At 40.3% G+C, this 25,354-nt stretch carries 28 protein-coding genes and 1 pseudogene; 13 read left to right on the top strand and 16 right to left on the bottom strand.

Annotation, left to right across the window (positions count from 1 at the left end):
- Positions 1–39: 39 nt before the first annotated feature.
- From EXH44_RS07110 to wecA, 5 genes are all read right to left on the bottom strand, one after another.
- Positions 40–1,098: a TDP-N-acetylfucosamine:lipid II N-acetylfucosaminyltransferase family protein gene (locus EXH44_RS07110; RefSeq protein WP_162856852.1), complete on the bottom strand. Its 1,059-nt coding sequence runs from the start codon at positions 1,096–1,098 to the stop codon at positions 40–42.
- Between the two features lies 1 nt (position 1,099).
- Complete coding sequence (gene rffA / locus EXH44_RS07105; RefSeq protein ID WP_162856851.1) at positions 1,100–2,248, bottom strand: dTDP-4-amino-4,6-dideoxygalactose transaminase; 1,149 nt, start codon at positions 2,246–2,248, stop codon at positions 1,100–1,102.
- Entirely contained in the window at positions 2,245–2,916 is a 672-nt protein-coding gene (gene rffC / locus EXH44_RS07100; RefSeq protein WP_162856849.1) for a dTDP-4-amino-4,6-dideoxy-D-galactose acyltransferase, read from the bottom strand. Before rffC ends, rffA begins: the two co-directional genes overlap by 4 nt.
- 88 nt (positions 2,917–3,004) lie before the next feature.
- Positions 3,005–3,832 carry a transporter gene (locus EXH44_RS07095; RefSeq protein WP_244238716.1) on the bottom strand — a complete coding sequence of 276 codons (828 nt, stop codon included), beginning with the start codon at positions 3,830–3,832 and terminating at the stop codon, positions 3,005–3,007.
- Between the two features lie 11 nt (positions 3,833–3,843).
- Complete coding sequence (gene wecA, locus EXH44_RS07090) at positions 3,844–4,911, bottom strand: UDP-N-acetylglucosamine--undecaprenyl-phosphate N-acetylglucosaminephosphotransferase (RefSeq protein ID WP_162856848.1); 1,068 nt, start codon at positions 4,909–4,911, stop codon at positions 3,844–3,846.
- 146 nt (positions 4,912–5,057) lie between these two features.
- Between wecA and hemL the strand changes: the two genes are divergently transcribed.
- On the top strand, positions 5,058–6,341 hold the full coding sequence (gene hemL / locus EXH44_RS07085; protein ID WP_162856847.1) for a glutamate-1-semialdehyde 2,1-aminomutase: 1,284 nt from the start codon (positions 5,058–5,060) through the stop codon (positions 6,339–6,341).
- Between the two features lie 101 nt (positions 6,342–6,442).
- Here hemL and EXH44_RS07080 read toward each other — a convergent pair.
- A pseudogene (locus EXH44_RS07080) lies at positions 6,443–6,532 on the bottom strand (YbhB/YbcL family Raf kinase inhibitor-like protein); the annotation flags it as partial.
- A gap of 139 nt (positions 6,533–6,671) precedes the next feature.
- Between EXH44_RS07080 and menD the strand changes: the two are divergent.
- The 3 genes from menD to EXH44_RS07065 are packed head-to-tail and all read left to right on the top strand — an operon-like array spanning position 6,672 to position 9,378.
- Entirely contained in the window at positions 6,672–8,378 is a 1,707-nt protein-coding gene (menD, locus tag EXH44_RS07075; protein ID WP_162857545.1) for a 2-succinyl-5-enolpyruvyl-6-hydroxy-3-cyclohexene-1-carboxylic-acid synthase, read from the top strand.
- On the top strand, positions 8,378–9,142 hold the full coding sequence (menH, locus tag EXH44_RS07070) for a 2-succinyl-6-hydroxy-2,4-cyclohexadiene-1-carboxylate synthase (protein WP_162856845.1): 765 nt from the start codon (positions 8,378–8,380) through the stop codon (positions 9,140–9,142). Before menD ends, menH begins: the two co-directional genes overlap by 1 nt.
- Before the next feature lie 8 nt (positions 9,143–9,150).
- Positions 9,151–9,378 (top strand): zinc ribbon domain-containing protein, encoded by a 228-nt coding sequence (locus EXH44_RS07065; RefSeq protein ID WP_162856843.1) that lies wholly within the window; start codon positions 9,151–9,153, stop codon positions 9,376–9,378.
- Between the two features lie 41 nt (positions 9,379–9,419).
- Here EXH44_RS07065 and cysE read toward each other — a convergent pair whose 3' ends face one another.
- The 6 genes from cysE to lysM all read right to left on the bottom strand — a co-directional run bounded on the left by cysE (position 9,420) and on the right by lysM (position 14,349).
- Positions 9,420–10,238: a serine O-acetyltransferase gene (cysE, locus tag EXH44_RS07060; protein ID WP_162856842.1), complete on the bottom strand. Its 819-nt coding sequence runs from the start codon at positions 10,236–10,238 to the stop codon at positions 9,420–9,422.
- A 2-nt stretch (positions 10,239–10,240) separates the two neighbouring features.
- Entirely contained in the window at positions 10,241–11,251 is a 1,011-nt protein-coding gene (gpsA, locus tag EXH44_RS07055) for an NAD(P)H-dependent glycerol-3-phosphate dehydrogenase (protein ID WP_162856841.1), read from the bottom strand.
- Positions 11,252–11,317: 66 nt separating this feature from the next.
- Complete coding sequence (gene secB, locus EXH44_RS07050; protein ID WP_162856840.1) at positions 11,318–11,818, bottom strand: protein-export chaperone SecB; 501 nt, start codon at positions 11,816–11,818, stop codon at positions 11,318–11,320.
- 27 nt (positions 11,819–11,845) lie between these two features.
- Positions 11,846–12,298 (bottom strand): rhodanese-like domain-containing protein, encoded by a 453-nt coding sequence (locus EXH44_RS07045; protein ID WP_162856838.1) that lies wholly within the window; start codon positions 12,296–12,298, stop codon positions 11,846–11,848.
- Between the two features lie 102 nt (positions 12,299–12,400).
- On the bottom strand, positions 12,401–13,699 hold the full coding sequence (gene tig, locus EXH44_RS07040) for a trigger factor (RefSeq protein ID WP_162856836.1): 1,299 nt from the start codon (positions 13,697–13,699) through the stop codon (positions 12,401–12,403).
- Between the two features lie 209 nt (positions 13,700–13,908).
- A complete protein-coding gene (lysM, locus tag EXH44_RS07035; RefSeq protein ID WP_162856835.1) occupies positions 13,909–14,349 on the bottom strand; it encodes a peptidoglycan-binding protein LysM in 441 nt (146 codons plus the stop codon).
- Between the two features lie 231 nt (positions 14,350–14,580).
- On the opposite strand from lysM, the gene EXH44_RS07030 reads away from it, so the two are divergent.
- From EXH44_RS07030 to EXH44_RS07015, 4 genes are all read left to right on the top strand, one after another.
- Entirely contained in the window at positions 14,581–15,018 is a 438-nt protein-coding gene (locus EXH44_RS07030; protein ID WP_162856833.1) for a DNA polymerase III subunit chi, read from the top strand.
- Between the two features lie 8 nt (positions 15,019–15,026).
- Positions 15,027–15,530: a GNAT family N-acetyltransferase gene (locus tag EXH44_RS07025; RefSeq protein ID WP_162856832.1), complete on the top strand. Its 504-nt coding sequence runs from the start codon at positions 15,027–15,029 to the stop codon at positions 15,528–15,530.
- Positions 15,518–15,949 (top strand): GNAT family N-acetyltransferase, encoded by a 432-nt coding sequence (locus EXH44_RS07020; protein WP_162856830.1) that lies wholly within the window; start codon positions 15,518–15,520, stop codon positions 15,947–15,949. Before EXH44_RS07025 ends, EXH44_RS07020 begins: the two co-directional genes overlap by 13 nt.
- A 298-nt stretch (positions 15,950–16,247) precedes the next feature.
- Positions 16,248–19,112 carry a valine--tRNA ligase gene (locus tag EXH44_RS07015; protein ID WP_162856829.1) on the top strand — a complete coding sequence of 955 codons (2,865 nt, stop codon included), beginning with the start codon at positions 16,248–16,250 and terminating at the stop codon, positions 19,110–19,112.
- 189 nt (positions 19,113–19,301) lie between these two features.
- Here EXH44_RS07015 and frdD read toward each other — a convergent pair whose 3' ends face one another.
- From frdD to frdA, 4 genes are read right to left on the bottom strand one after another with little or no spacing between them, the layout of a single operon-like run.
- The gene (gene frdD, locus EXH44_RS07010; protein WP_135674191.1) at positions 19,302–19,646 is read right to left on the bottom strand and encodes a fumarate reductase subunit FrdD; all 345 of its coding nucleotides are present in this window, start codon (positions 19,644–19,646) and stop codon (positions 19,302–19,304) included.
- Positions 19,647–19,658: 12 nt separating this feature from the next.
- Positions 19,659–20,054 (bottom strand): fumarate reductase subunit FrdC, encoded by a 396-nt coding sequence (gene frdC, locus EXH44_RS07005; protein WP_135674193.1) that lies wholly within the window; start codon positions 20,052–20,054, stop codon positions 19,659–19,661.
- Positions 20,055–20,064: 10 nt separating this feature from the next.
- Complete coding sequence (locus tag EXH44_RS07000) at positions 20,065–20,835, bottom strand: succinate dehydrogenase/fumarate reductase iron-sulfur subunit (protein WP_162856827.1); 771 nt, start codon at positions 20,833–20,835, stop codon at positions 20,065–20,067.
- A gap of 6 nt (positions 20,836–20,841) precedes the next feature.
- A complete protein-coding gene (frdA, locus tag EXH44_RS06995; protein WP_162856826.1) occupies positions 20,842–22,626 on the bottom strand; it encodes a fumarate reductase (quinol) flavoprotein subunit in 1,785 nt (594 codons plus the stop codon).
- 322 nt (positions 22,627–22,948) lie between these two features.
- Here frdA and EXH44_RS06990 point away from each other — a divergent pair, with 322 nt between their 5' ends.
- From EXH44_RS06990 to EXH44_RS11175, 5 genes are all read left to right on the top strand, one after another.
- Positions 22,949–23,518, top strand: coding sequence for a DUF5358 domain-containing protein (locus tag EXH44_RS06990; RefSeq protein ID WP_162856824.1), 570 nt, complete (start codon positions 22,949–22,951; stop codon positions 23,516–23,518).
- The gene (locus EXH44_RS06985) at positions 23,518–24,270 is read left to right on the top strand and encodes a phosphodiester glycosidase family protein (RefSeq protein WP_162856823.1); all 753 of its coding nucleotides are present in this window, start codon (positions 23,518–23,520) and stop codon (positions 24,268–24,270) included. Before EXH44_RS06990 ends, EXH44_RS06985 begins: the two co-directional genes overlap by 1 nt.
- 74 nt (positions 24,271–24,344) lie before the next feature.
- A complete protein-coding gene (locus EXH44_RS11185; RefSeq protein WP_244238732.1) occupies positions 24,345–24,740 on the top strand; it encodes an IS1/IS1595 family N-terminal zinc-binding domain-containing protein in 396 nt (131 codons plus the stop codon).
- A gap of 20 nt (positions 24,741–24,760) precedes the next feature.
- Positions 24,761–24,991, top strand: a complete 231-nt coding sequence (locus EXH44_RS11180; protein ID WP_425266836.1) for a hypothetical protein — start codon at positions 24,761–24,763, stop codon at positions 24,989–24,991.
- Entirely contained in the window at positions 24,982–25,272 is a 291-nt protein-coding gene (locus EXH44_RS11175; RefSeq protein ID WP_167470219.1) for a hypothetical protein, read from the top strand. The genes EXH44_RS11180 and EXH44_RS11175 overlap by 10 nt, the downstream gene beginning before the upstream one ends.
- Positions 25,273–25,354: the final 82 nt, after the last annotated feature.

The following is a 25,354-nucleotide window of genomic DNA, read 5'->3' as shown; positions in this document are numbered from 1 at the left end:
ACCGCGTGTAAATTATCTTCTACATAGACAAAAGAGCGCTCACCCTTTTAATTGTGCTAAAGCCATCTTCCATTGCGCTATATAATTAGGCGGAAAAAAGGCGACCTTTGACACATCTAGTTGTGATAACCCTTGCTGAACCTGTTGCAATTTTTCTGATGAAAGCGCATCTGAATACAGAAAATCCACACCTGCCATTTCCATATCCAAGCAGAACGGATTTTGTCGTTCAAGAATGACAGGAATCTTTAATTGTGTCAGTAAACAGATCGTCCCAATGCCTTGTTGGCGTTCAAAGAGAAAACACGCTAAATCACAACGAGAAAGCAATTCGATATAGGATTCAAAAGGCAATTTCTCCGTTAAAATCTCAACTTGACCGTCTGTAAATAAATGCTCTGCTTGCTTTCGCACCCTATCCACATAAGTTTGGTTATTGGTAGGGTAGCCCATTGGCACTAATACACGAACATCGCTACCAAACTGCTGTTTGATTAATGCCAATCCAGCAAGGTGGCGATTACTCGGATCGCCTGAGTTACCCAATAAGATCGCCAAGGTTCGATCTTTTTGGCGTTCAGGAATCTGCTCGGGAAGTTTTGTTGGAAAATAGATCAACTGATCCTGAAATCCTGTTCGGTCAAAGCGTTGATTCACATAGGCTAAATCACCTTGTGTCGCCCAAATACGAGCGATTCGACGCTGTGCAAGACGACGTAATGGATAAAACAACTTAAATTTTAACTCCCTTGATTCTTCATAGAGATCCGCTCCCCAAATATGCCAAACGCAACGTTTAGCCGAAACTCGTCCAAACAGAATCGCTAGCCATAAGGACACATTAAACTGCCCGTGTAACACAAACCAAGCGGTCGGATCTTGCTGATATTTTGCAATAATGGCTTGCGTTAATGCTCGCTGAGAGCGATATGTATCTATCGTTAATGCAGGAAAATCATCGGCTAAATCATTACTACTCACCACATAAAAGTGGGGTTTATCGGTAAACTCACTCGCTAGCTCATTTTGGAAAAATGTCAGCACCGTACGATTGTGGTGGGGAATGTCTGCACCTAAAATATGATAAATATTTGCCATTTCAGCTCCGACTTGCCACATATTGCACAGTGGTGTTCACCACTCTATCTAAAGTTTCTATATCCATATTAAAAAACAGCGGCAATCTCACCAACCGTTCACTCTCTTTGGTTGTCCATTTATCTTCCCCATAAAATCGACCAAACTGCTCTCCCGCAGGGCTTGAATGTAATGGTACATAATGGAAGACCGTTAATATGCCTTTTGATTTCATTGCATGAATAAAATCCGTCCGCTCTTTGAGATTTTTCCATTTCATATAAAACAGATGCGCATTCGCTTGGCACGCTTGGGGAATGTAAGGCAATTCAACAATCCCTTTCTCCGCCAACGGCTGTAATGTATCAAAATAACGTTGCCAAATCATTTTCCGTTTTTGTTGAATTTGCGCTAGCCCTTGTAACTGAGCATAAAGGTAAGCCGCCTGTATTTCTGACATTAAAAAACTTGAGCCGAGATCTCGCCAACTATACTTATCCACTTCGCCACGAAAAAATTGCTGACGATCTGTGCCTTTTTCTCGAATAATTTCAGCACGAGCGGTCAGTTCAGGCTGATTAATGACAATAGCTCCGCCTTCGCCCCCTGCGGTGATATTTTTCGTTTCGTGGAAACTGTAACAGCCAATATGCCCAATCGTGCCGAGTGCTTTCCCTTTATAAAATGCATTGACCCCTTGTGCCGCATCTTCTACCACCCATAAGCGATATTTCTCTGCCAACGCCATAACGCTATCCATTTCACAAGCTACACCTGCATAATGAACTAGTACAATCGCCTTCGTCTTTGGGGTAATCGCTTGCTCTATCAAAGTTTCATCAATATTCATTGTATCAGGTCGAATATCCACAAACACGATTTTCGCCCCACGCAGAGCAAAGGCATTTGCCGTAGAAACAAAGGTATAGCTTGGCATAATCACTTCATCACCCGATTGAATATCAAGCAATATCGCTGCCATTTCTAATGCTGCCGTACAGGAAGGTGTCAGCAATACTTTATGTGCGTGAAATTGTTGTTCAAGCCATTGCTCACATAGATGGGTAAAATGACCATCGCCAGACAGCTTATCTGAAAAAATCGCTTGCTGGATATAGTTTAGTTCTGTGCCTAATACAGGCGGTCGGTTAAAAGGAATGTTTTGCATCATCGATAAAACCAATAATAAGTGCTGCTGATTTTTCCATTCAGGCGTTGATAAAGCTGAATTGCAGCTAAATTGTTCATCTGGGTTGTAATCACCATTTTCGTCGCTTGCTGACTTTTCGCCCAGGCTATTGCATCCATTAATAAGCGATAACCAATCCCCTGCTTCTGCCATTTTTCTGCGACTGCCAACAAACCAACTTGTGCCGTATTCTCTTTGACTCGAACGGTAATCATACCTTGTATTTCACCATTTACTGTTTCACTGAGTAAACAGAGATCATCAAATTCGCCCTTCACTGCATTTTGAATCCATTGCCAATAAAATCGACGATTTTCTAACGATGAAAACCAAGGCGAACGAAAACGTGTTTGCGAAAACAAATAGGAAAAGGGTTCAAGTTGAGCAAAATCCTGTTCTGTTGCGACACGACAAGCGGTCAGATTAGGTGAAAAATTTGCAAGATCGTATTCAAAGATAATTTCACCTTCTACCAAGGTAAAACCCAATGACTGAATATAGTCAATCTCTCGCTGAGCAAGAGAAGATAACTTCGATTGCACAAGATCGTATTGAGACAGTTGATGACATTCTATGTCATAAACCTTTTCTATCTCTCCAATCTTCCGCTGGAAAAAAGTTGAAAGCCATTGATTAGGTTGAATACTCATATATTTCACATAGAATAAAAAGCTCCTATTGCGAATTATTTTTACACAAAAGGAGCTTATTTAAAAAGTTAAAACTAATGTCGTTTAATTAACTTCTTTTTCGATTGATAAAAAGTGCAACAAGCAGACCTAAGAAGAAGCCAATACCGCCACCGATTACTGTCCAAAGTAATTGGTTATCTGGCTGTTCCGCAACTGTCGGCACACTCGGGGCTTTAATATAGCGGAATGGCAACAGCTTATCATCTAATGGCTGAACAGAACGCATTAAATTCAGTTTGCCCGCCCAATCTTGCTGTGCAACTTGCGTCCCTTGTTGAATAGCACCTAAATTACTTTCTGCCATTTGCTTAATTTGTTGAAACAGGATCTTCCATTTCGCAATCAGCTCACCATTTAAGGTTGAACGAGATTTCATGGTGCTAAAAATAATAAAATCATTCAATAACACCGATGCCTCTTCTGGGTTCAATAAAGTGAGACTCAATGTATTTGTTGCATCATCAAATTTGAACTGACGAGCAATCTCTTGAGCAAAAACCGATGTTGGTTGATTTTTTGCCGTAGCTTGCTGTTTTACCTTTTCACTTTGTGTTAGGAATTGCTGTAACACATCAGGCGATTTCAAATCACGGGCAAACTCTTGATAGACAGAATTTGTCAATGCAATATCTGCCGTTGTCGTTTCTGATGTTTCACCTTTTAGTAAATTATAGGTACTTAATAAAGAATAGTAGTTACCCAAATCCACCACTTTAGGTGCTTCAAATTGTGCTTCAGCTTTCCATTTGGCTGGTTGCATTGTAGTGCCAAACCAGCCTGCTCCTGCACCTAATGCAGATAAAAACAATAAAACTAACAGTGAAGCTAAAAACTTACCTGCACCAGATTGTGCTTTTTGAACCTGCTCGGTCATTAAAATAACTCCTAAATCGTCATTTGTTTTTTTCTTGCTCGGCGTTTATGACGGCGTACAAAACGTGTAATACGCCACGCATGAACAATAGAATAAGAATATAAGAAAAATAAGGTGATAAATGCGACAAACATCACCCATTGATTCCAATAGTATGCTTCGCCAATTACGCCGAAGGTCGCACAAAGCCCAGCTCCCAAGGTAATCACCGCTAACGCTTGGCGTGAAGTTAAACCTGCACGCATCATCAAATGGTGAATATGCAAGCGGTCTGGTCTGAACGGACTTTTACCTTTTTTCAAACGGCGGAAGAAAACGGCGACCATATCAATTAATGGCACAGCAATCAGCCATAAACCTGTAATTGGGCTGATAGGGTGTCCTTGTCCTTGTGTACTCAGCAATAAAATCCAGATGATCGTAAAACCAATTAGGGTACTGCCCGAATCGCCCATAAAGACTTTCCATTTTGCCCCAAAAACGCTGAGATTAAACATTGCGTAAGGCAGCAACACCAAGATAATACCAAAGCACCAATAGGCAAGCGTATATTGTTCATCAAGTAGCATTAATGTGCCTAATCCAGCAAAACTTACCGAAGAAAGCCCCGCAAGTAAACCATCAATACCATCAATCATATTAAACGCATTAATAACCCCGATGGTAATGAAGACGGTCAGAACAACACCTAATGCTCCAATTTCTAGGCTAAAAGGGGCGATGAGCTGTCCTAGGTTTTCAATGGATAAACCGCTGTAAATCATTGCTCCAGCGAGTACGGCTTGAATGCCCGCCCGTAAGAAAGGACTTAGGTCAAAACGGTCATCTAATACGCCAATCACTAACAAAATAGTTAATGCGATCAAATAGAGCTCTGGCAAACGCATCTGTTCCCATTCCAATAAATAGAAAGCGAGATTGCCAAGATAAAGGGCAATACCGCCAATTAAGGGAATGACACCTTGGTGACGTTTACGGAAGTTAGGTTTATCCACTAAACCAATTTTTTCCGCCACAGGACGCATTACAATAAGTGAGATAAAAGAAACCAAAAATACAGCAATAAATGTCAGCCACATATACTCGGTTTATCCTTTAGAAAGATGAAGAATGCAAAATGATGCTTAGCATAGCATAACCATTAAAACACTCAATTTTTTTCACTCAGAAAGCCTAATTTACAGTAAAATAACCCTATTTTACGTCATTCACGTTAAGGATTCTTATGACAACATCTCAATCTCTTTTTGAAAAAGCACAACGAGTGATCCCTGGTGGGGTGAACTCGCCTGTTCGAGCTTTTAAAGGTGTGGGCGGAACGCCTGTATTTATCGAAAGTGCCAAAGGTGCTTATATTACGGATAGCGAAGGCAAGCGTTACATTGACTACGTTGGCTCTTGGGGTCCAATGGTACTTGGACATAATCACCCAGCCATTATTGATGCCGTACTCAAAGCAGTACCAAACGGATTAAGTTTTGGTGCGCCGACAGCCATTGAAATTGAGTTAGCTGAATTAGTTTGCAAACTCGTACCGTCAATCGAAATGGTGCGTATGGTCAGCTCTGGCACAGAAGCGACAATGTCTGCTATCCGCCTTGCTCGTGGCTATACGAAACGTGACAAAATTATTAAATTTGAAGGCTGTTACCACGGTCACTCAGATTCACTATTAGTTAAAGCAGGTTCAGGGGCTCTAACCTTAGGTCAGCCAAGCTCTCCAGGTGTACCTGAAGATTTTGCAAAACATACACTCACTTGCGAATACAATAATTTAGCGTCGGTTAAACAAGCCTTTGAACAATATCCAAACGACATTGCCTGTTTAATCATTGAACCTGTGGCTGGCAATATGAACTGTATTCCACCAAAAGAAGGCTTTTTGCAAGGCTTGCGTGAACTCTGTACCCAATATGGTGCGGTATTTATTATTGATGAAGTGATGACAGGCTTCCGTGTTGCACTTGGCGGCGCTCAAAGTTACTACGGCGTAACCCCAGATTTAACCACGCTTGGTAAAATCATCGGTGGCGGTATGCCAGTGGGAGCATTTGGCGGTAAAAAAGAGATTATGGAATTTATCGCACCAACAGGCCCTGTTTACCAAGCAGGTACGCTTTCGGGCAACCCAATTGCAATGTCCGCTGGTTTAGCTTGCTTAACGGAGCTATCAAAAGCAGGTAATGAGCAACTGCTTGCCGAGAAAACCAAAACCCTTGCGGAAGGTTTCAAAGCCTTAGCGGATAAACACGGTGTGCCGCTGACCGTACAATATGTTGGCGGTATGTTTGGCTTATTCTTTACTGAACAAGCAGAAATCAACAACTTCCAAGATGTGATGAAGTGTGATGTAAAGGCGTTTAATACCTTCTTCCATAAAATGTTAGAAAAAGGTGTCTATCTTGCACCATCTGCTTTTGAAGCTGGTTTTATGTCTTTAGCACATAGTGACGAAGATATTGCTTATACGCTTGAAATGGCGGATTTGACGTTGGCTGAGATGAAATAAATACTGAGGCGTATCAAAAAAATTACACAAATAAGTAAAAATGATACGCCTTATTCATTTATTAAGTTTTTCCTTACCGAGATCTTGTCATAGATTAAACATCATAACCCCATCACACTTGATGTCGCTAAAATATGATTTTGCATCGCAAAATGAAGATCATTAAAACGAAAACCTTGTGTTAGGTTTATGACTTTCATAAAAACGCTTCTGTAATAGTGAAAATTCTAGATAAATAATCACGACAAGCGGTGAAATTCGCTCATTTTTTTACAAAATTTTGTTACAATCTCATTATTTAGTTTTTCACAGCAAAAAGAGACGATAATGATAAATACCAGTACCTTTAACCGCTCTTGGTCACGTGTTGTATTAAATGCCTTACTTCGTTATGGCGTTAAACATTTTTGTATTGCGCCTGGCTCTCGTTCTACGCCATTAACACTCGAAGCGCTTTATTTACAAAAACAGAACCAAGCGGAATGTCATAGCCATTTTGATGAACGTGGTTTAGGTTTTTTTGCATTAGGTTTAGCCAAAGCAACCAATGAGCCTGTTGCGATTATCGTGACATCGGGTACCGCTGTCGCAAATCTTTATCCTGCGGTGGTTGAAGCAAGTATTTCTCATCAAAAATTAATTGTACTTTCGGCAGATCGTCCAGTAGAGTTGATTGATTGTGGTGCAAACCAAGCCATTCAACAGCAACATATTTTTGCACAATATCCCGTTGCTAGTTTAAATTTACCTAAGCCAAGTCCACAATATAGTGCAAATTGGTTAATTGGTAGAATAGAACACGCGTGCTCTGTTCAAGCCACCGAAGGCGGTGTCGTTCATCTCAATTTACCTTTTGAAGAACCATTATATGAAGCTGATGAAGATGAAATTGCACAAACGCCATGGTTCAACACGATTTTAGGTTGGTTAAATAAACCAAAAACAAAATGGTATGATCAACAAGCAACCCAAAAAGATGTGCTGATGCATGAAAATTGGGATTATTGGCGTACTAAACGTGGCGTTATTGTGGTTGGGAAATTACCCCTTGAACAAGGTATGGGGCTAAAACTGTGGGCTGAAACATTAGGTTGGTGCTTAATCAGTGATGTCCAATCTGGCATTGATGCAACCTTGCCTTATGCGGATATTTGGTTATCAAATAAAACCGTTGAACAGCGCTTACTTCAAGCAGATATCGTGATCCAGTTTGGAACACAAATTGTCAGCAAACGCGTTAATCAGTTTTTATCTGCCTTTAAAGGTGAATTCTGGTTAGTAGATGAGTCGTTGAATTATTTGAATACCTATGCGCATCAACAAACTCGTTTTGTCGCAAAAGCGCATCATTTTACACGTGTGCATCCACCATTACGCCAAAAGCCTTGGTTACTTGAACCTTTAGCGCTATCTCAATTTTGTGAAACCTTTATTGAGCAACAAGTCGGTGGCAACTTAAATGAAGCATCCCTTGCTCATCATATTGAACGTGTCCTACCAGCGAATGGCAACCTTTTCCTTGGTAATAGTTTATTTGTTCGCTTAGTCGATGCCTTATGTAAATTGCCAGAAAGTTACCCAATCTACACGAACCGTGGTGCTAGTGGCATTGATGGCTTAATTGCTACCGTCGCAGGTATCGCGAAAGGAAGTGGTCAGCCAACTGTTGCGATATTAGGTGATATTTCTGCATTGCATGATTTGAATTCTGTCGCTTTATTACGTCAAATCACACAGCCAACTATTCTTTTTGTGATCAACAATAATGGTGGTGCAATTTTCGATATGTTGCCTGTTGAAGCGCAGGCAAAAGATAAGTTTTATCGTTTAAGCCATAATTTCGAGTTTTCACAGATTGCCACGATGTTTGGTTTAGAGTATTTGCGTCCTTATACTTGGGCTGATCTCGGTACAAAACTTAAACAAGCTTATGCACGCCGTGGTGTGACACTTGTGGAAATTAAAGTGAATGAGCAAGAAGGTAGTAGTTTATATAAATCTATTATCGAACAGATTTCTCGTGCGTCTATTGACTAATGTTAGCATCAACATGGCATAACACATCAGGTATTCCCGTGGTTTTTATCCACGGGTTTCTTGGTTCTCAACAGGATTGGGATGATGTGTTGGCGATTTTGCAAAATTTTCCACAAATCCGACCGCTTGTCATCGATCTCCCCTACCATAATCAAAGCCAACATATCCCTTGTGAGAGTTTTGAAGAGATGAGAGCGTTGTTAGCTCTCACCTTCCAATCTCTTGGTCATGAACATTTTTATATCGTGGGTTATTCATTAGGGGGAAGGCTAGCATTAGACTATGCAATGAACGTTGGAAATCCTTATTTAAAAGGTATTCTGTTAGAAGGAACGAACATCGGCTTAAGCTCATCTCAAGAACGTGTAGAACGCTGGCAGAATGATTGCCGTTGGGCAGAGCGATTTAGTCAAGAGCCTTTAAAGGATGTGTTGGCAGATTGGTATCAGCAAGCTGTATTTGCGCACTTAACCCCAAATCAGCGAGCGGTATTGGTTGAAAAGAGATCGAAGAATAACGGGCAAGATCTGGCGAAGATGCTGAAAGCCACGAGCCTTGCGAAACAAACTTATGTTTCCTCAACTCAAATTCAAGCCTATTCGGGTAAGATTACTTTTATCATTGGCGAACAGGATCAAAAATTTAGACAAATGATAGAGACCTATTCTCTTCCTTATTGCTTAGTTGCAAATGCGGGACATAATGCACATAGCGAAAATCCACAGGAGTTTGTTCAAAAATTAATTCAATTTATTTTAAATTAGGAAAATATATGGCTTTACATCGTTGCCCTGAATGTCGAAAAAAGATTAGCGAAAGCGCAATCAGTTGTCCCAACTGTGGTTTCTCGTTTAAAGAAGAAGATTTAGAAGTGTATAAACAGAAGCTTGAGCAGAGACGATTACACAATCAAGAAGTGAATCGTAAAAGCGCCAAGTTACACCTAATATGGCTAGCTGTTTTTACCGTAGTAATCGTTGTTTCAAGTATTCTATTATAATGAAAACGTCTTATACGGTATCAAGCTACGCCTATTTTCCGCTAGATTCCTTCTCCATTAACACCTTCATTCGCATCATCAAAGTATTGGTTCATATCAAAGGCGGGTTTTTGATCTTGAGATTGACCGATAATTCTAGCTGGTACGCCTGCGGCTGTGGCGTATTCTGGCACCGCTTGTAAGACAACAGAGTTTGCGCCAATCTTTGAGTAACGTCCGATTTCAATATTACCAAGGATTTTTGCCCCAGCCCCAATCATAACGCCTTCTCGGATTTTTGGATGACGATCACCATGTTCTTTCCCTGTTCCACCAAGTGTTACACCTTGTAGAATAGAAACATCATTTTCTATAACCGCAGTTTCTCCAACAACAATACCTGTTGCATGATCTAACATGATGCCACATCCGACTCTTGCAGCGGGGTGAATATCCACATCAAAGGCGACAGAAATCTCGTTTTGTAGGTAGATCGCTAATGCTTTTCTACCTTGTTTCCATAAATAGTGTGTTACCCGATAGCTCTGTAAAGCATGGTAGCCTTTTAAGTAAAGTAAAGGAGTGCTCCATTTATCAACCGCAGGATCTCGTGTGCGAACGGCGTTAATATCATGAGCAGCGCTGACGATAATTTGTGGATCAGCCTGATAAGCTTCTTCGATGATCTCTTTTAAGGCAATCGCAGGCATAATGGCGTTAGAGAGTTTATTTGCCAAAATATAACTTAGCGCACCACCTAAGTTGTGATGTTTTAAAATCGTGGCGTGGAAAAAACTGGCAAGCATAGGCTCACTATTCGCTAATTCTTTTGCTTCTTCTCGAATATGATGCCAAATTTGATCAAGCTGTTGTGTTGTCATTTCTATTCTCCTTTTCGTTCACGTCCTAATAGCGTAGTTGCAACTTCCGTAGCGTGTTTACCGCAAAATAGCATTTGGTAAATCTGCTCGACAATCGGCATTTCAACGCCTTGTTGCTGAGCCAGTAAATAGGCTTCTTTAGTGTTATAAAATCCTTCTACCACCTGTCCGATTTCAGCCATGGCATCTTCTGCGGAGCGACCTTGCCCTAGCATTAAGCCAAAACGGCGATTACGGGATTGATTGTCGGTACAGGTAAGCACTAAATCGCCTAATCCAGCCATGCCCATAAATGTGGTTGGATTTGCACCTAATGTTGCCCCTAAACGGCTTATTTCCGCCAGTCCTCGTGTAATTAATGCTGTGCGAGCGTTTGCCCCAAATCCCATGCCATCGGAAATACCTGCGCCAATCGCAATGACGTTTTTAATTGCGCCACCTAATTGAACACCCACCATATCACTGTTTAGATAGACTCGAAAAGCTTTAGAGCAGTGAATACGTTGTTGCATTTCATCGGCAAAAACAGCATCGTTTGATGCAAGAGAAATTGCCGTTGGTAGCCCTTGAGCCAATTCTTTTGCAAATGTTGGGCCAGAGAGTACTGCAAGCGGGTAGTTTTGACCTAAAATTTGCAAAGCAACATCCTGCAATAAGCGTCCAGTATCTCGTTCTAAGCCTTTCGTTGCCCACATAATACGATGTTCTGGGGTCAGTAAAGCTTGAATTTGTTGTAATACATCGGAAAATACGTGGCTAGGCACAACGATAAGAATGTCCTTTGCTTTCATTAACGCTTGGGCTAAATCGCTTTCAATCTCTAAGGCTTCAGGAAACACAATATCAGGCAAGAATTCTGCATTCATGCGAGTTTCTGCCATTTGAGCCATTTTCTGTGGATTATGCCCCCAAAGATAAGTTTTGTGTCCATTACGAGAAAGTGCGATAGCAAGGGCTGTACCATAAGAACCAGCACCTAAAACGGTGACGGGAGCAGTATATGTTTTATTCATATTCGTTATTTCTAGCTAAAAAAAATAGGCATGCCTTAGCATACCTATCTTTATTGATGAAAACAATTAATTTACTGCAGGTGTTTCACCATTTTCTTCTGCTTGTTGACGCTCTAAGTAGTCCATAAATAGCGCATCAAAGTTTACCGGTGAAAGATTTAATGCTGGGAATGTACCGCGGTTAACTAAGCTTGAAATTAATTCACGTGCATAAGGGTACAATACATTCGGGCATTGTGACGCTAAACAGTGCGCTAACTGAATGCCTTCTAAACCTTTAATCGTAAATACGCCTGCTTGTTTCACTTCACAGATAAATGCAACATCGTTGCTGTCTTCTAATGTGGTTTGAACATTGATATGTAAAACAACTTCGTACGTATCTTCTGCAATCTCACGAGTTTCGGTATCTAATTCAAACCCTAACTGTGGTTTCCACTCTTGGTGAAAAATATGCGGTAAATTTGGTGCTTCAAACGAAACATCTTTGATATAGATTCGTTGAATTTGCATTTCAAATGGAGTTTGTTGCTCTTCTGTTGCTGCAACTTGGTTTTCTTCAGCCATTGTCATTCCTTATTTGAATTTATTGAGTTATTTATGTTTTTTCACAAGCGGTAAGTTAGCTGCACGCCAGCCTGCAATACCTTCTTTTAACACATAAACTTTATTAAAGCCTTGTTTAACAAGTTCATTTGCTAAACTACTTGCACTCAAGCCATTGCCATCAACCACAATCACCGCATGCTCTTTATGCTTTTCAATAGACTGGATTTTTTTCGCTTTAATATCGCTTGGAATTAAATGCAAACTTTCAATGATATGTCCGTGTCTGAATTCATCATCCGAACGCACATCAACCAGTACTGCATCTTCTTTATTAATCAGTTGGGTTGCTTGAGCATTATCTACAATTTTGAATTTGCTCGTCGCACCTTTATATAAATTGATCACTACAGCAATCACTAGCGCAATCCATGCCACAACCATAATGGTGTGGTTGGCAACGAATTGCTGAAGTTGTTCTGCAAAAGTGAGTTGTTCCATAGGTTTCTCTCTAATATAAATGAATAGTTATAGCGGAATAAACTCGCCAACGGCATTTAATATAAGGCACGCTAATGCGTGCCAAATAATGAATGAGAGAAATTAGCCTTGTTGCTGAGCCATCACTTCATCAAATGAAGAGGCTTTCTCTGTCACTTTCGCTTTTGCAAGCACAGCTTCAACTGCTTGTTCTTCTAACACTACGTTACGGATGTTATCTGTTAAGCGTGGGTTTTTCGCATAGTATTCAACCACTTCTGCTGGTTGTTCGTAAGCTGATGCTAATTCTGCAATGGTTTCTTTCACACGATCTTCATCAACTTTTAACTCGTTAGATGTGATTACGCTTGAAAGTAATAAACCGACTTGAACACGACGTTTTGCATCTGCTTCAAATAGTTCAGCTGGTAATTGTGCAGCCATTTCTGGTTTACCGCCGAAACGTTGAACCGCTTGCTGACGTAATACATCCACTTCTTCAGCGACTGCTGATGCAGGCACTTCGATGTCGTTGTTTGCTAATAAACCATTGATTACTTGGTTTTTCACACGAGCAGTTAATGCATTTTTTAACTCACGTTGCATATTTTTCTTGATTTCAGCACGTAACTCTTCAACAGTTTTTGCTGAACCAAATTTCTTCACAAACTCTTCTGTTAATTCAGGAAGAACAGTGTTTTCTACTTTTTTCAAGGTAATTGCGAACTTCGCAGCTTTACCTTTTAAGTTCTCAGCGTGGTATTCTGCTGGGAAAGTTACGTTGATGTCGAACTGTTCACCCGCTTTGTGACCTACGATACCTTCTTCAAAGCCAGGTATCATACGACCTTGACCCATTGCTAATACGAAGTCAGATGCTTTACCGCCTTCAAACTCTTCACCATCTACTGAACCAACGAAGTCGATTGTTACACGGTCATCTGCTTTCGCTGCTTCAGCAGTTTCTGCAAATGTCGCTTGTTGTTTGCGTAATACATCAACCATTTTGTCTAAATCAGCTTCTGTGATTTCAACCACTGGTTTTTCTACTTCGATGTTTTCTAAGCCTTTTAATTCAACTTCTGGGAACACTTCAAATGTTGCAGTGAAAGAGAACTCTTGACCTGGTTGGTAGTTGTTTGGAGTGAATGTTGGACGACCTGCAAGGTTGATTTTCTCTGCAATCACTACATCAAAGAATGCACGTTGCATCTCTTCAGATAATACATCTTGACGAGCCGCTAAACCGAAACGTTGTTCGATGATTGAGTGCGGTACTTTACCTTTACGGAAACCATCGACACGTGCGTTTTTCGCATAGCCTTTTAATTGTTCTTTATAGCCTGCTTCGATTTTATCTGCAGGAACGGTAACTGTTACGCGGCGTTGTAAGCCTTCTAATGTTTCAATAGAAATTGACATTCTTAAACCTCAGTAATTGGAAAAGGATTTGGTATCTAAAATACAGATAGAAAAATAGGCGGAAATTGTAACGTTCTGTCAATGCAATGTCGAGAACTTTAGTCAATAGAGCGTGGATCGTGAAAGGGGGAAAGTGTGTTTGAGTGAATTTTAAACAAAAATGGAAAGCCTTTTCAGACTTTCCATTTTTACATATCAAAGGATAAAAATTATAATCCTTTAGGAATACGAATTTTCTGACCTGGGAAGATTTTATCTTCGTGTTTAATCACTTCTTTGTTCGCTTCAACGATCGCTTTATATTTTGCACCGTTACCGTAAGCATTTTCAGCAATTTTCCATAAAGTATCGCCTTTTTGAATTACATAAAATTCATCATCACCAGCGATTTGACCTTCTTTAATCACTACATCATCAATATTCACATTGTTAATGCCTGCAACGTTACCTGCCATTAAAATCGCTTTTTCAATCGCGATTGCCGTTGATGCTGCTCCAGTAATTTTTGCTGTACCATCTTCAACTGTAACGTTTAAATTTTCAATGCCTGGATTATCTTCTGCAATGTGCTCTGTCACTGCTTTAGATGCATCTTCTTCTTTGTTGAATAATTTTTTACCGATGTCGGCTGCAAAATCAAATAAACCCATAGTTTAAGTCCTCTTAAAATAAAAAATCTTGAGCGAGATACTCAATCGCTCATTAGAGTAACTGATTTTAAGAAAGTTCAGTGATCATTTTTGCATTTGTTATAAAAGTCGATCAACAAGTGGGTGCTTTTGTAAAAAAGTTTGCAAATCTAACCGCTTGCAGTTTCTGTTATTTTCCTTAAATTTACGTTACAATCGCTCGTTTAAAATTTTAATGCAAAAGGATAGACAGTGAAGCAAGTGCAATTCTATATTTTGAGCCAAACTCAAATAGGCGAACTTTCCGCCCAAGAAGCCATTGCTTGCGATCTAGCCGCAAAAGCGTGGCGACAAGGTAAACGCGTACTGATTGCTTGTGAAACTGAAGAACAGGCATTCAACCTTGATGAAGCACTTTGGGCAAGAGAGGCGGATGATTTTGTACCGCATAATCTGTCAGGCGAAGTTACCACCTATGCAACCCCGATTGAAATTTCATGGAAAGGCAAACGCAATGCCCAACGCCGAGATGTATTGATTTCATTACAAACAGCATTACCCGATTTTATTAACAGTTTCAATCAAATTATTGATTTTGTGCCTGTTAATGAAACAGAAAAAGCCCAAGCGAGAGAACGTTATAAACAATATCGCCAACTGGGTTGGCTGTTAAGTACAGAGCAAGTTTAAGGATAGAGATGTTCCGCCTAGCACAACAAGATGATTTAACTCGAATTCTTGAAATTTATAACCAAGTGATTGAAAGACGCACGGTGACGGCAGATTTAGTTCCGGCAACGAAGGAAAGCCGTCAAGCGTGGTTTAATCAGCATCTAAATCATGCTAAATATCCAATTTGGGTTTATGAATTGGACGAACAAATTGTTGCGTGGTGTAGCTACTCGCAATTTTATAGCCGAGCTGCTTATGACGGCTCTAGCGAAATCAGTTTTTATCTTGATAAAGCGGTTCATGGCAAAGGTATCGGCAAAGCCTGCGTAAATTTCCTGATTGAACAAATGCCAAATTACCAACTGCATACATTATTAGCGTTTGTGTTCGGCAATAATGCCCAGAGTTTAGGCTTACTGAATAAAATGGGGTTTGAAATTTGGGGAAAACTCCCCCAAGTTGCAGATATGGAAACGCATTTTGAAGATTTGGTGATCTTAGGATTGAAACAAGGCGTATGTGGCAACTAAAGGCATTTTCCGAACTTTCTGTCCAAGAACTGTTTGAAATTTACCAAGCGCGTGTGGCGGTTTTTGTCGTAGAACAAAATTGTGCTTATCAAGAAGTCGATGAAAAAGATCTAAAAGCCTTACACCTTTTTGCAAAAAATTCGGAAAAACTGACCGCTTACTGTCGGATCATCCCTGAACAAGACGGCGTACATATCGGTAGAGTGTTGGTCACCAGAGAGGCTCGAGGAACAGGTTTGGCGAAAAAATTGATGACACAAGCATTCACTGTTTGCCAACAACAATGGCAAGGTGAAAAGATATATGTGCAAGCCCAAGCCTATTTGCAAGATTTTTATCAATCGCTCGGGTTTAAACCGATTTCCGAGGTTTATTTGGAAGATGGCATACCGCATTTGGATATGGTGAGAGGTTCGTGACAAATCTTCCCTAGCCCTAGCACGGCAAAGCCGTACTAGGTTAAGCATAATTTAGCCCCGCTGGGGCAGGGGATTAGAAAAAGAGCCACAGCGTGGCTCACTCAGCCGAAGGCTGATCGTAACCACGTACGGCTTGCCGTGCGTGGATTGCAAGCGGTTAGATTTAAGTAAAATTTTGCAAAATTTATAGAAAACCAAGAGACTAAATAAATTTCATAGGGTGCGTGCAAACGCACCATTTCATTTTAAATTTAGAAATAACGGTGCGTTATTACGCACCCTAGCAAAGAGAAACAAAATGACCCAAAAATTCGAAATGGCAGATCGTTTCGACTCATCGGCAGTCGAACAAGCACTTTATAAACACTGGGAAGAACAAGGCTATTTTAAGCCGAATGAAAACCCGAATGTTCCAAGTTACTGTATCGCAATTCCACCGCCAAATGTGACGGGGAGTTTGCATATGGGACACGCTTTCCAGCAAACCTTAATGGATACTTTAATCCGTTTTAATCGTATGGAAGGCAATAACACCCTATGGCAAGCGGGTACTGACCACGCAGGGATTGCAACCCAAATGGTGGTGGAACGCAAAATTGCGGCGGAAGAAGGCAAAACCCGTCACGATTACGGGCGTGAAGCGTTCATCAATAAAATCTGGGATTGGAAAGCTTATTCAGGCGGTACAATCAGCCAGCAAATGCGCCGTTTAGGTAACTCAATCGACTGGGATCGTGAGCGTTTTACGATGGACGAAGGCTTGTCCAATGCGGTAAAAGAAGTGTTCGTACGTTTACACGAAGAAGGCTTAATTTATCGTGGCAAACGCTTGGTAAACTGGGATCCGAAATTACACACGGCGATTTCCGATCTTGAAGTGGAAAACAAAGAGAGCAAAGGCTCGCTGTGGCATTTCCGCTATCCGTTAGCCAACGGTGCGAAAACGGCGGACGGTAAAGATTATTTGGTGGTAGCGACCACTCGTCCTGAAACGATGTTAGGCGATACAGCGGTGGCGGTTCACCCTGAAGATGAACGTTACCAGTCTTTGATCGGCAAAACCGTGATCCTACCGCTTGCAAACCGTGAAATTCCAATTATTGCGGACGATTATGTGGATCGTGAGTTCGGTACGGGCGTGGTGAAAATTACCCCTGCCCACGACTTCAACGACTACGAAGTAGGCAAACGCCATCAGTTGCCAATGGTGAACGTGATGACCTTAAATGCGGATATTCGTGATGAAGCGGAAATTATCGGCTCGGACGGCAAGCCATTGCAAAATTATGTCGCAATTATCCCGGCTGATTATCAAGGTTTAGAGCGTTTTGTGGCGCGTAAGAAAATCGTGGCGGACTTTGAAGCCCTTGGCTTGTTAGAAGAAATCAAACCGCACGACTTAAAAGTGCCTTATGGCGACCGTGGTGGTGTGCCGATTGAGCCGATGCTGACAGACCAATGGTATGTGAGCGTGAAACCGCTTGCCGAAGTCGCAACCAAAGCGGTGGAAGACGGCGAAATTCAATTCGTGCCGAAACAGTATGAAAACCTTTATTTCTCTTGGATGCGTGATATTCAAGACTGGTGTATTTCTCGCCAATTATGGTGGGGACACCGTATTCCTGCGTGGTACGATGCGGAAGGCAATGTTTATGTGGCACGCGATGAAGCGGAAGTGCGTGCGAAACACAACCTACCGGCAGATTTAGCCTTAAAACAAGATGAAGACGTGTTGGACACTTGGTTCTCATCTGGCTTATGGACATTCTCAACCTTAGGCTGGCCGGAGCAAACCAAAGAACTCAAAATGTATCACCCGACCGATGTGTTAATCACAGGCTTTGACATCATCTTCTTCTGGGTAGCTCGTATGATTATGTTTACGATGCACTTCATCAAAGATGAAAACGGCAAACCGCAAGTGCCGTTCAAAACCGTGTATGTAACAGGCTTGATCCGTGATGAACAAGGGCAAAAAATGTCAAAATCAAAAGGGAACGTATTAGACCCGATTGATATGATTGACGGTATCAGCCTTGAAGATCTGCTTGAAAAACGCACGGGCAATATGATGCAACCGCAGTTGGCAGAAAAAATTGCCAAGGCAACCCGTAAAGAGTTCGAGAACGGTATCGCCCCACACGGCACGGACGCATTGCGTTTCACCTTGGCGGCATTAGCAAGCAACGGACGTGACATCAACTGGGATATGAAACGTTTGGAAGGCTACCGCAATTTCTGTAACAAATTATGGAATGCGAGCCGTTTCGTATTAACTAACGATAAATTAGATTTATCGGCAGGCGAAGTGGAATACAGCTTGGCGGATCGTTGGATCCAATCCACATTCAACCGCACTGTGGGCGAGTTCCGTGATGCGTTAAGCCAATACCGTTTCGACTTAGCGGCAAATACCATTTACGAGTTCACTTGGAACCAATTCTGTGACTGGTACTTAGAACTCACTAAACCTGTGTTTGCCAACGGCACAGACGCTCAAAAACGTGGTGCGAGCCAAACCCTCGTGCGTGTGTTGGAAAAACTATTGCGTTTAGCTCACCCGATTATTCCGTTTATCACGGAAGAAATCTGGCAGAAAGTGAAAGGCTTTGCTGGGGTAGAAGGCGACACCATTATGTTGCAATCTTTCCCGAAAGTGGAAGAAAGCCAAATTGACGAAGCGGCGGAAATGCAAATCAACTGGTTGAAAGAGTTGATTGTGGCAGTGCGTAATATTCGAGCAGAATGTAACATCGCCCCAAGCAAAGGCTTGGATTTCTTAGTGCGTAACCTATCTGACGAACATTGCAAAATGTTAGCGGAAAACGACCGCTTGTTAAAAGCAATGGCGAAATTAGACAGCGTACAAGTGCTTGCTCAAGGCGAAGAAGCACCGCTTTCTGTGGCGAAATTGGTGGGTAATGCGGAAGTATTGGTACCAATGGCTGGCTTTATCAACAAAGATGCCGAGCTTGCTCGTTTGACCAAAGAGATCGAGAAACTTCAAGGCGAAGTGAAACGTATCGAAGGCAAACTCAGCAACGAAGCCTTTGTCGCAAAAGCACCAGAACAAGTTATTGCCAAAGAGCGTGAAAAAATGCAAGAGTACCAAGACGGACTTGAGAAATTGCAGGCGCAATATAAGGCGATTGAGGCGTTGTAGTAGTTAGATAAATATAATTATGAATAGAAGTTACTAACAACTTTTTTATTTTGTTAGTAACTTTTTTATTTAACTATATGAATACAAGTACTTTAAAGCAAAGATAAGAAATTTATTAAAATGAAAAAAGCTCAAAGCCTTTGAATCAAGACTTTAAGCTTCTTTTACTAAGATATTAATTTTCTGTAGTTATAGATTAATTACAGCAAAAATAACGAGTACGCTGTAAAGGGCTGATAAGCCATAGAAAATCCAAGCGCCTGCAGGTACATGAATTTTGAAATCATGTAATCCAAGATGAACACGATGCATACCACACCACATTGGGAAAATCAGTAATGCAAGAATAGCGAGTTTACCGATCCAAGTGTGAGCAAATGCAATAATGTTATCTGGGGTAATTAATCCAAAAGGTAGTAAGAAACCTAAGATTAATACTAGTACAGGAAAGAATACCGCACTAATAGCACCGCCAGCACCAAAAAGTAGCCATACTGCAGGTTCATTTGAACGTGGAGGATTAAGTTTGTCCATTTTATGCTCTCCCTATACCAAGATTAACGCTAAAAGGCTTACGAAAGCAGTAATACCCCAAAATACGCGGGAAACGAGTTTAACGTCAATGCGTTCATTTTTCACGATAACGTTCATCATTTGAGGTGCCATACCAAAGAAGGTAAAGCTATTTAATAATACTGCACCAAGGGTAATAATATTTAAAATTACTACTAATGGATTTTGTAAGAATGGAATGAAATTCTCTACAAATCCGTTCTCTTTTCCTAAGCACGCTAAGCCGTAGAAAAGCACTAAACAGAACCAAATGGTTGGAACGGCGGTACTTTCACGCAAGACGTAGAATTTGTAAAAGTCTAACTTTTTCCACCAAGTTGGTTTGATTTCACGCACATATTTTTTGCGTTTACTTGCTGCTGTTGTCATTTTACTCTCCTTACTTTTGCGGTTTTAACATAGCAAAGACATAGTCTTTCGCACTTTCGATCTTACCTTGGTTAACCGCAGAGGCAGGACCAACATGTTTCGGACAGACTTCAGAGCAGTAGCCGACGAATGTACAGCTCCAAACACCATTTTTACCATTGATAATCTTCATACGTTCTGCTTTACCATTATCACGGTTATCAAGGTTGTAACGGTGAGCCAATGTTAATGCAGCAGGGCCAACGAACTCAGGGTTTAAACCAAATTGTGGGCAAGCAGCATAGCATAAGCCACAGTTGATACACATTGAGAAGGTACGATATTTCTCAAGCTGTGCTGGCGTTTGTTTAGTACGGCTTTTCGCAAGCTCTGCTGATGGATGCGGGTTGCCATCAAGCTCAGGCGCTTTATTATCAATAATATATGGTTTGATACTTTCTAAACTTTCGATGAAGTGGCTTAAATCTACGACTAAGTCACGTTCAATCGGGAAGTTTGCAAGCGGTTCAATACGCATATGTCCGCTGTAATCACGTAAGAATGTTTTGCACGCAAGTTTAGGTTTGCCATTTACCATCATGCCACAAGAGCCACAGATCGCCATACGGCAAGACCAACGGTATGAAAGTTCAGGCTCTAGTTCATCTTTAATGTAGCCAAGTGCATCAAGTAACGAAGTTTGGCTATCATAAGGTACTTCATATTTTGTTAAGTACGGTTCGTTATCTTTTTCAGGGTTATAACGAAGCACTTCGACCGTCATTTTGCTTTGGTTAGTCATCTTCTGTTACTCCTTTTTAGCTGCTTTTTCTTGAGCTTCTGCTTCTGCACCATAAACACGTTTAGCTGGTTGTGATTTGGTGATTTTCACATCGCTGTATTTGATAGTTGGTGCACCGTCTGCATTATAGAATGCAAGCGTATGTTTTAAGTAGTTCACATCATCGCGCTCTACATAGTCTAAACGTTGGTGAGCACCACGTGACTCTTTACGTTCTAGTGCAGAAGATGAGATAGATTGTGCAACATCAAGGATATAACCAAGCTCAATTTTGTAGAGCAAGTCTGTATTAAATACGCTTGAGGTATCTTTGACTTTGATACGTTTATAACGTTCTTTTAATTCCGCAATTTTTGCTACGGTTTTTTCCATGCTTTCTTGAGTACGGTAGATACCGCAACCTTCTTCCATGGAATCGCCCATTTCATTACGGATTTGTGACCAAGATTCTTCACCTTCTTGGCGAGCTAATGCATAAACTCGTTCTAAAACGTCTTGTGCTTGAGCATCAATTACCGCTTGATTACGTGGTGTAGCTTCTACTGCACGTTGAGCAGCCATTTCACCAGCCACTTTACCGAATACGACTAACTCAGCAAGAGAGTTAGAACCTAAACGGTTTGCACCATGTAAGCCAGAAGATGCACACTCACCCACAGCAAATAAGCCTTTGATGCAAGTTTCTGCTTTCTGATCCACTTCAATACCACCCATGGTATAGTGAACTACTGGACGAACCGGAATTGGTGCTTTTGCAGGATCAACACCTTCATAAGCTTTTGCTAATTCACAGATAAATGGTAAACGTTCATGTAAGTATTTTTCACCTAAGTGACGAAGATCAAGATGAACAACATCCACACCTTTTGCTGTTTTTAAGGTATTACCTTTACGCCATTCTTGCCAGAATGCTTGAGAAACTTTATCACGCGGACCAAGTTCCATATATTTATTTTCTGGTTTGCCGATTGGTGTTTCTGGTCCTAAACCATAGTCTTGTAAGTAACGATAGCCGTCTTTATTGACTAAGATACCACCTTCACCACGACAGCCTTCAGTCATTAAGATACCTGTATTTGGCAAGCCTGTTGGGTGATATTGAACGAATTCCATATCACGAAGTGGAACTCCATGACGATAAGCCATAGATAAACCGTCACCTGTTACGATACCGCCATTGGTATTGAAACGATAAGCACGGCAACCGCCACCAGTTGCGATAACGACTGCATTTGCATTGATTTGAACGAATGTTCCTTCCATCATGTTCATCGCAACACAGCCACGAGCTTGACCGTCATCTACAAGAATATCGACGACAAAGTGTTCATCAAAACGAATGATTTGCGGATATTTAATTGAGGTTTGGAATAGTGTGTGTAATAAGTGGAAACCCGTTTTATCGGCAGCGAACCAAGTACGCTCGATTTTCATACCACCGAAACGACGTACGTTAACATCGCCATCTTCTTTACGACTCCAAGGACAGCCCCAACGCTCTAATTGCGTCATCTCAACTGGCGAGTGCTCTACGAAATATTCAACGACATCTTGCTCACAAAGCCAGTCACCACCACCTACGGTATCGTGGAAGTGCTTGTCATAAGAGTCGGTTTCTTTAATAACCGCTGCAGCCCCACCTTCTGCGGCAACCGTATGGCTACGCATTGGATAAACTTTGGAAATTAAGGCAATTTTAAGATTCGGATTAGCTTCAGCTGCTGCGATAGCCGCACGTAAACCGCCGCCACCTGCACCCACAATTGCAACATCTACATTGACAGTTTGCACGATTTCCTCCTTGGGAAAGTAAAATATATCAACTTAAAGTAAAGATATTTTGCCACTATTTTTGGTATTTTATAATCCGTTTTTACAATTTATTAACATAAAAAAGGCAGTTTTGTGATCTACCTCAAAAAACAATTTTATCATTTGGAGTGTATTGAGAATCGCTATTATCTATTTCTTTTTTAGCCTACAAAACAATCGAAAAATATCCTTTTTGCTGAATTTACCATATGATTTAACTCATAGAAAAAGGAAATCAATAGCACTTTTATGTGCTTATTGATAAACTTTATTACTATTTTTATAACAAATAAGGTGTGATATGCGTAGCAAATTATTTCTCTCAAGCATGATTCTATCAATTCTTGGCTGTAGTACTTCTGCGCCTCAACAAGATACCTCTTTCCCAGGAGAATTTATTGGTGCCGATTATCTCCTATCAGAGCAAGATGCTGAATATTGGGCTATAGCAAGTCGCCAAGCAGAACAATGCATTTACCCTAATTTAACCAAAATTCAGCAACAACATTTTGGTAAAGAAGAGGCCTATATCCATGCACAATATGTCTTTTTCTATCCACTAGAAAAAATTATTGGTGAAGAGTATGTTAAAATGATCCAAGAAGATGAAAAGTCCATGGGGTATGCACAACTTCAATTTAAAAAATTTAAGCATCTTGAAATAAAACCCTTAAAGGCTACCGAGTGTGAAATTTTACGTACTCAAGCCAAAAATGATCTTGCGGTAGTAAAAGGTCAATATAGCAGTGGAATGGTTGAGGAAAAAAATACCAAAGATGAGAATGTCACCAAAAATGGTGATAAGGTCGCAACAGGAGATAATAAATTCTTCTTTGATATTATAAAATGGGGAGCTGCATTGCTACTATAATGAAGAAATTATTACTTTTTTTAATATTCATACCTACCGTGCAGGCTGAAACACACTCAGCCTGTTTAAAAATTTATACAGAAAGTTCATACATTCATATCGCACAAATTAATCTATCGTGTCCAACGTTAAAAATAATAGGTTCATCTCCTCTAGATAAAGGTACTACCGTTTCTGAATTCGCGCAAAGATACCAAACAGATGTTGCTATCAATGCTAATTTTTTTAAAAAAGATCTTACACCTTTAGGATTAACCATTACAAATGGGATCCATTGGAAAAACACGAAAGACACGCGAACAAGAACATTGTTTGCCTGTGATACAAAAAACCATTGCATCATCGAAAATAAAAATCAGATGAGTAAAATTAATACGAAATGGCAAACTGTAATCTCTGGCTGGCAATATTTTGAACCAAAGTCAGGTCAATTTGAATGTGCAACTAATGATCGAATTGGTTGCTCTCAAGATATTTTCAGTGCCAAACACCCAAGAACCATGATAGGTCTAAATGAAAAGCAAAACTTACTTTATCTAGTGGTGGTAGAAGGCAGGCAACTTGGTTTTCGGGGTATGACATTAACCGAACTGGCTCAACTTGCTCAAAGCCTCGATTTAACCAAAGCCATCAATTTAGACGGAGGGGGAAGCTCAACAATAGTCGTTAAAAATAAACGGCTATCAGCCCTTCCCTTTTTACAAAGTAGTGAACGTGAAGTAGGAAGCCATTTCGGAATAAAAGTGGAGTAATAAAAGGCATAGTAGACAAAATGGTTGCTAAAAAGTGGCTTAAAGCCTTATATTACGGGCTTTAAGCCACTTTTTTGAATTATGAACCCAAAAAATGTCATTTTTGCCACAGTAGCGACATTCGCAAACATGGTATAAGAAATAATATTCAACGCTATAAATGCAATGCCTGTAATAAAACATTTACCCTTAAAAAGAAATTAAATCCAATAAATATTTGGAATGATTATTCAATAGGAAAACAAACCTATAAACAACTTGCCGAAAAATATCATTGTTCAATTAGAACAATTCAAAGATATCTCGAAAAAGCCCCTAAAACAGCATTAAATCCACCACTATCACGTTATTTGAATATTATTGCGGATACCACCTTCTTTGGTCGTGAATTTGGTATTTTAGTCTTGATAGATTCGCTTTCTAAAAAAGTGGTTTACCATCGTGTCATCAAAACGGAAAAAGATGTTTAATAGCATTCAATTCACTTCGTATGAAAGGCTATAAAATTCAATCAATTACCTGTGATGGCAGACGGGGTATATTGAAAGATTTATTGAATACACCGACGCAAATGTGCCATTTTCATATGGTAGCCATTGTGATGAGGGCATTACGAAAAAAGCATCAGTCTATGGCAGGAAAAGAATTAAAAATCATTGCATTGACACTTAAACAGAGTTCTAAAAAAGACTTCTATTTACGATTACATCATTGGTATTAAAACATAAAGCGTTTTTAGAAGAACGGTCAGATAAACCGAATGAAAAAGGCTATTATCCTTATAAACATAGAAATGTAAGAAGTGCTTATCATAGTTTTAAACGTTATATGGATTATTTATTTACCTATGAAAAGTATGGCGATTTAAATATCGAAAAAACGACAAATAGACTTGAAAACTTATTTGGACAACTAAAGGAAAAATTATCGCATCATGCAGGATTAACGAAAAGGCATAAGATTATGTTTATAAAGGATTTTTTAAATAAAAAGAGTTGCTAAGAATAATTAAAAATATTCATTAGCAACCACTTTGTCATATAGGCATAGTTTTTACGAAATTAGCAACCATTTTGTCTACTAT

The organism is Actinobacillus indolicus (genome assembly GCF_004519515.1).
Classification (GTDB): Bacteria; Pseudomonadota; Gammaproteobacteria; order Enterobacterales; family Pasteurellaceae; genus Glaesserella; species Glaesserella indolica_A.
Note: the sequence above shows the minus strand (reverse complement) of the source record. Positions and strands in the feature narration are given on the sequence as shown.

What these genes read in the sequence shown, in the direction of transcription:
- cysE (WP_162856842.1), bottom strand. Translation starts at nt 10,238, where the DNA reads ATGACAACACAACAGCTTGATCAAATTTGGCATCATATTCGAGAAGAA.
- secB (WP_162856840.1), bottom strand. Translation starts at nt 11,818, where the DNA reads ATGGCTGAAGAAAACCAAGTTGCAGCAACAGAAGAGCAACAAACTCCA.
- tig (WP_162856836.1), bottom strand. Translation starts at nt 13,699, where the DNA reads ATGTCAATTTCTATTGAAACATTAGAAGGCTTACAACGCCGCGTAACA.
- menH (WP_162856845.1), top strand. Translation starts at nt 8,378, where the DNA reads ATGTTAGCATCAACATGGCATAACACATCAGGTATTCCCGTGGTTTTT.
- frdC (WP_135674193.1), bottom strand. Translation starts at nt 20,054, where the DNA reads ATGACAACAGCAGCAAGTAAACGCAAAAAATATGTGCGTGAAATCAAA.
- EXH44_RS07000 (WP_162856827.1), bottom strand. Translation starts at nt 20,835, where the DNA reads ATGACTAACCAAAGCAAAATGACGGTCGAAGTGCTTCGTTATAACCCT.
- hemL (WP_162856847.1), top strand. Translation starts at nt 5,058, where the DNA reads ATGACAACATCTCAATCTCTTTTTGAAAAAGCACAACGAGTGATCCCT.
- EXH44_RS07110 (WP_162856852.1), bottom strand. Translation starts at nt 1,098, where the DNA reads ATGGCAAATATTTATCATATTTTAGGTGCAGACATTCCCCACCACAAT.
- frdD (WP_135674191.1), bottom strand. Translation starts at nt 19,646, where the DNA reads ATGGACAAACTTAATCCTCCACGTTCAAATGAACCTGCAGTATGGCTA.
- EXH44_RS06990 (WP_162856824.1), top strand. Translation starts at nt 22,949, where the DNA reads ATGCGTAGCAAATTATTTCTCTCAAGCATGATTCTATCAATTCTTGGC.
- wecA (WP_162856848.1), bottom strand. Translation starts at nt 4,911, where the DNA reads ATGTGGCTGACATTTATTGCTGTATTTTTGGTTTCTTTTATCTCACTT.
- rffA (WP_162856851.1), bottom strand. Translation starts at nt 2,248, where the DNA reads ATGATGCAAAACATTCCTTTTAACCGACCGCCTGTATTAGGCACAGAA.
- gpsA (WP_162856841.1), bottom strand. Translation starts at nt 11,251, where the DNA reads ATGAATAAAACATATACTGCTCCCGTCACCGTTTTAGGTGCTGGTTCT.
- EXH44_RS07095 (WP_244238716.1), bottom strand. Translation starts at nt 3,832, where the DNA reads ATGACCGAGCAGGTTCAAAAAGCACAATCTGGTGCAGGTAAGTTTTTA.
- EXH44_RS07065 (WP_162856843.1), top strand. Translation starts at nt 9,151, where the DNA reads ATGGCTTTACATCGTTGCCCTGAATGTCGAAAAAAGATTAGCGAAAGC.
- EXH44_RS11180 (WP_425266836.1), top strand. Translation starts at nt 24,761, where the DNA reads ATGAAAGGCTATAAAATTCAATCAATTACCTGTGATGGCAGACGGGGT.
- EXH44_RS07020 (WP_162856830.1), top strand. Translation starts at nt 15,518, where the DNA reads ATGTGGCAACTAAAGGCATTTTCCGAACTTTCTGTCCAAGAACTGTTT.
- EXH44_RS07045 (WP_162856838.1), bottom strand. Translation starts at nt 12,298, where the DNA reads ATGGAACAACTCACTTTTGCAGAACAACTTCAGCAATTCGTTGCCAAC.
- lysM (WP_162856835.1), bottom strand. Translation starts at nt 14,349, where the DNA reads ATGGGTTTATTTGATTTTGCAGCCGACATCGGTAAAAAATTATTCAAC.
- rffC (WP_162856849.1), bottom strand. Translation starts at nt 2,916, where the DNA reads ATGAGTATTCAACCTAATCAATGGCTTTCAACTTTTTTCCAGCGGAAG.
- EXH44_RS07015 (WP_162856829.1), top strand. Translation starts at nt 16,248, where the DNA reads ATGACCCAAAAATTCGAAATGGCAGATCGTTTCGACTCATCGGCAGTC.
- EXH44_RS07025 (WP_162856832.1), top strand. Translation starts at nt 15,027, where the DNA reads ATGTTCCGCCTAGCACAACAAGATGATTTAACTCGAATTCTTGAAATT.
- EXH44_RS06985 (WP_162856823.1), top strand. Translation starts at nt 23,518, where the DNA reads ATGAAGAAATTATTACTTTTTTTAATATTCATACCTACCGTGCAGGCT.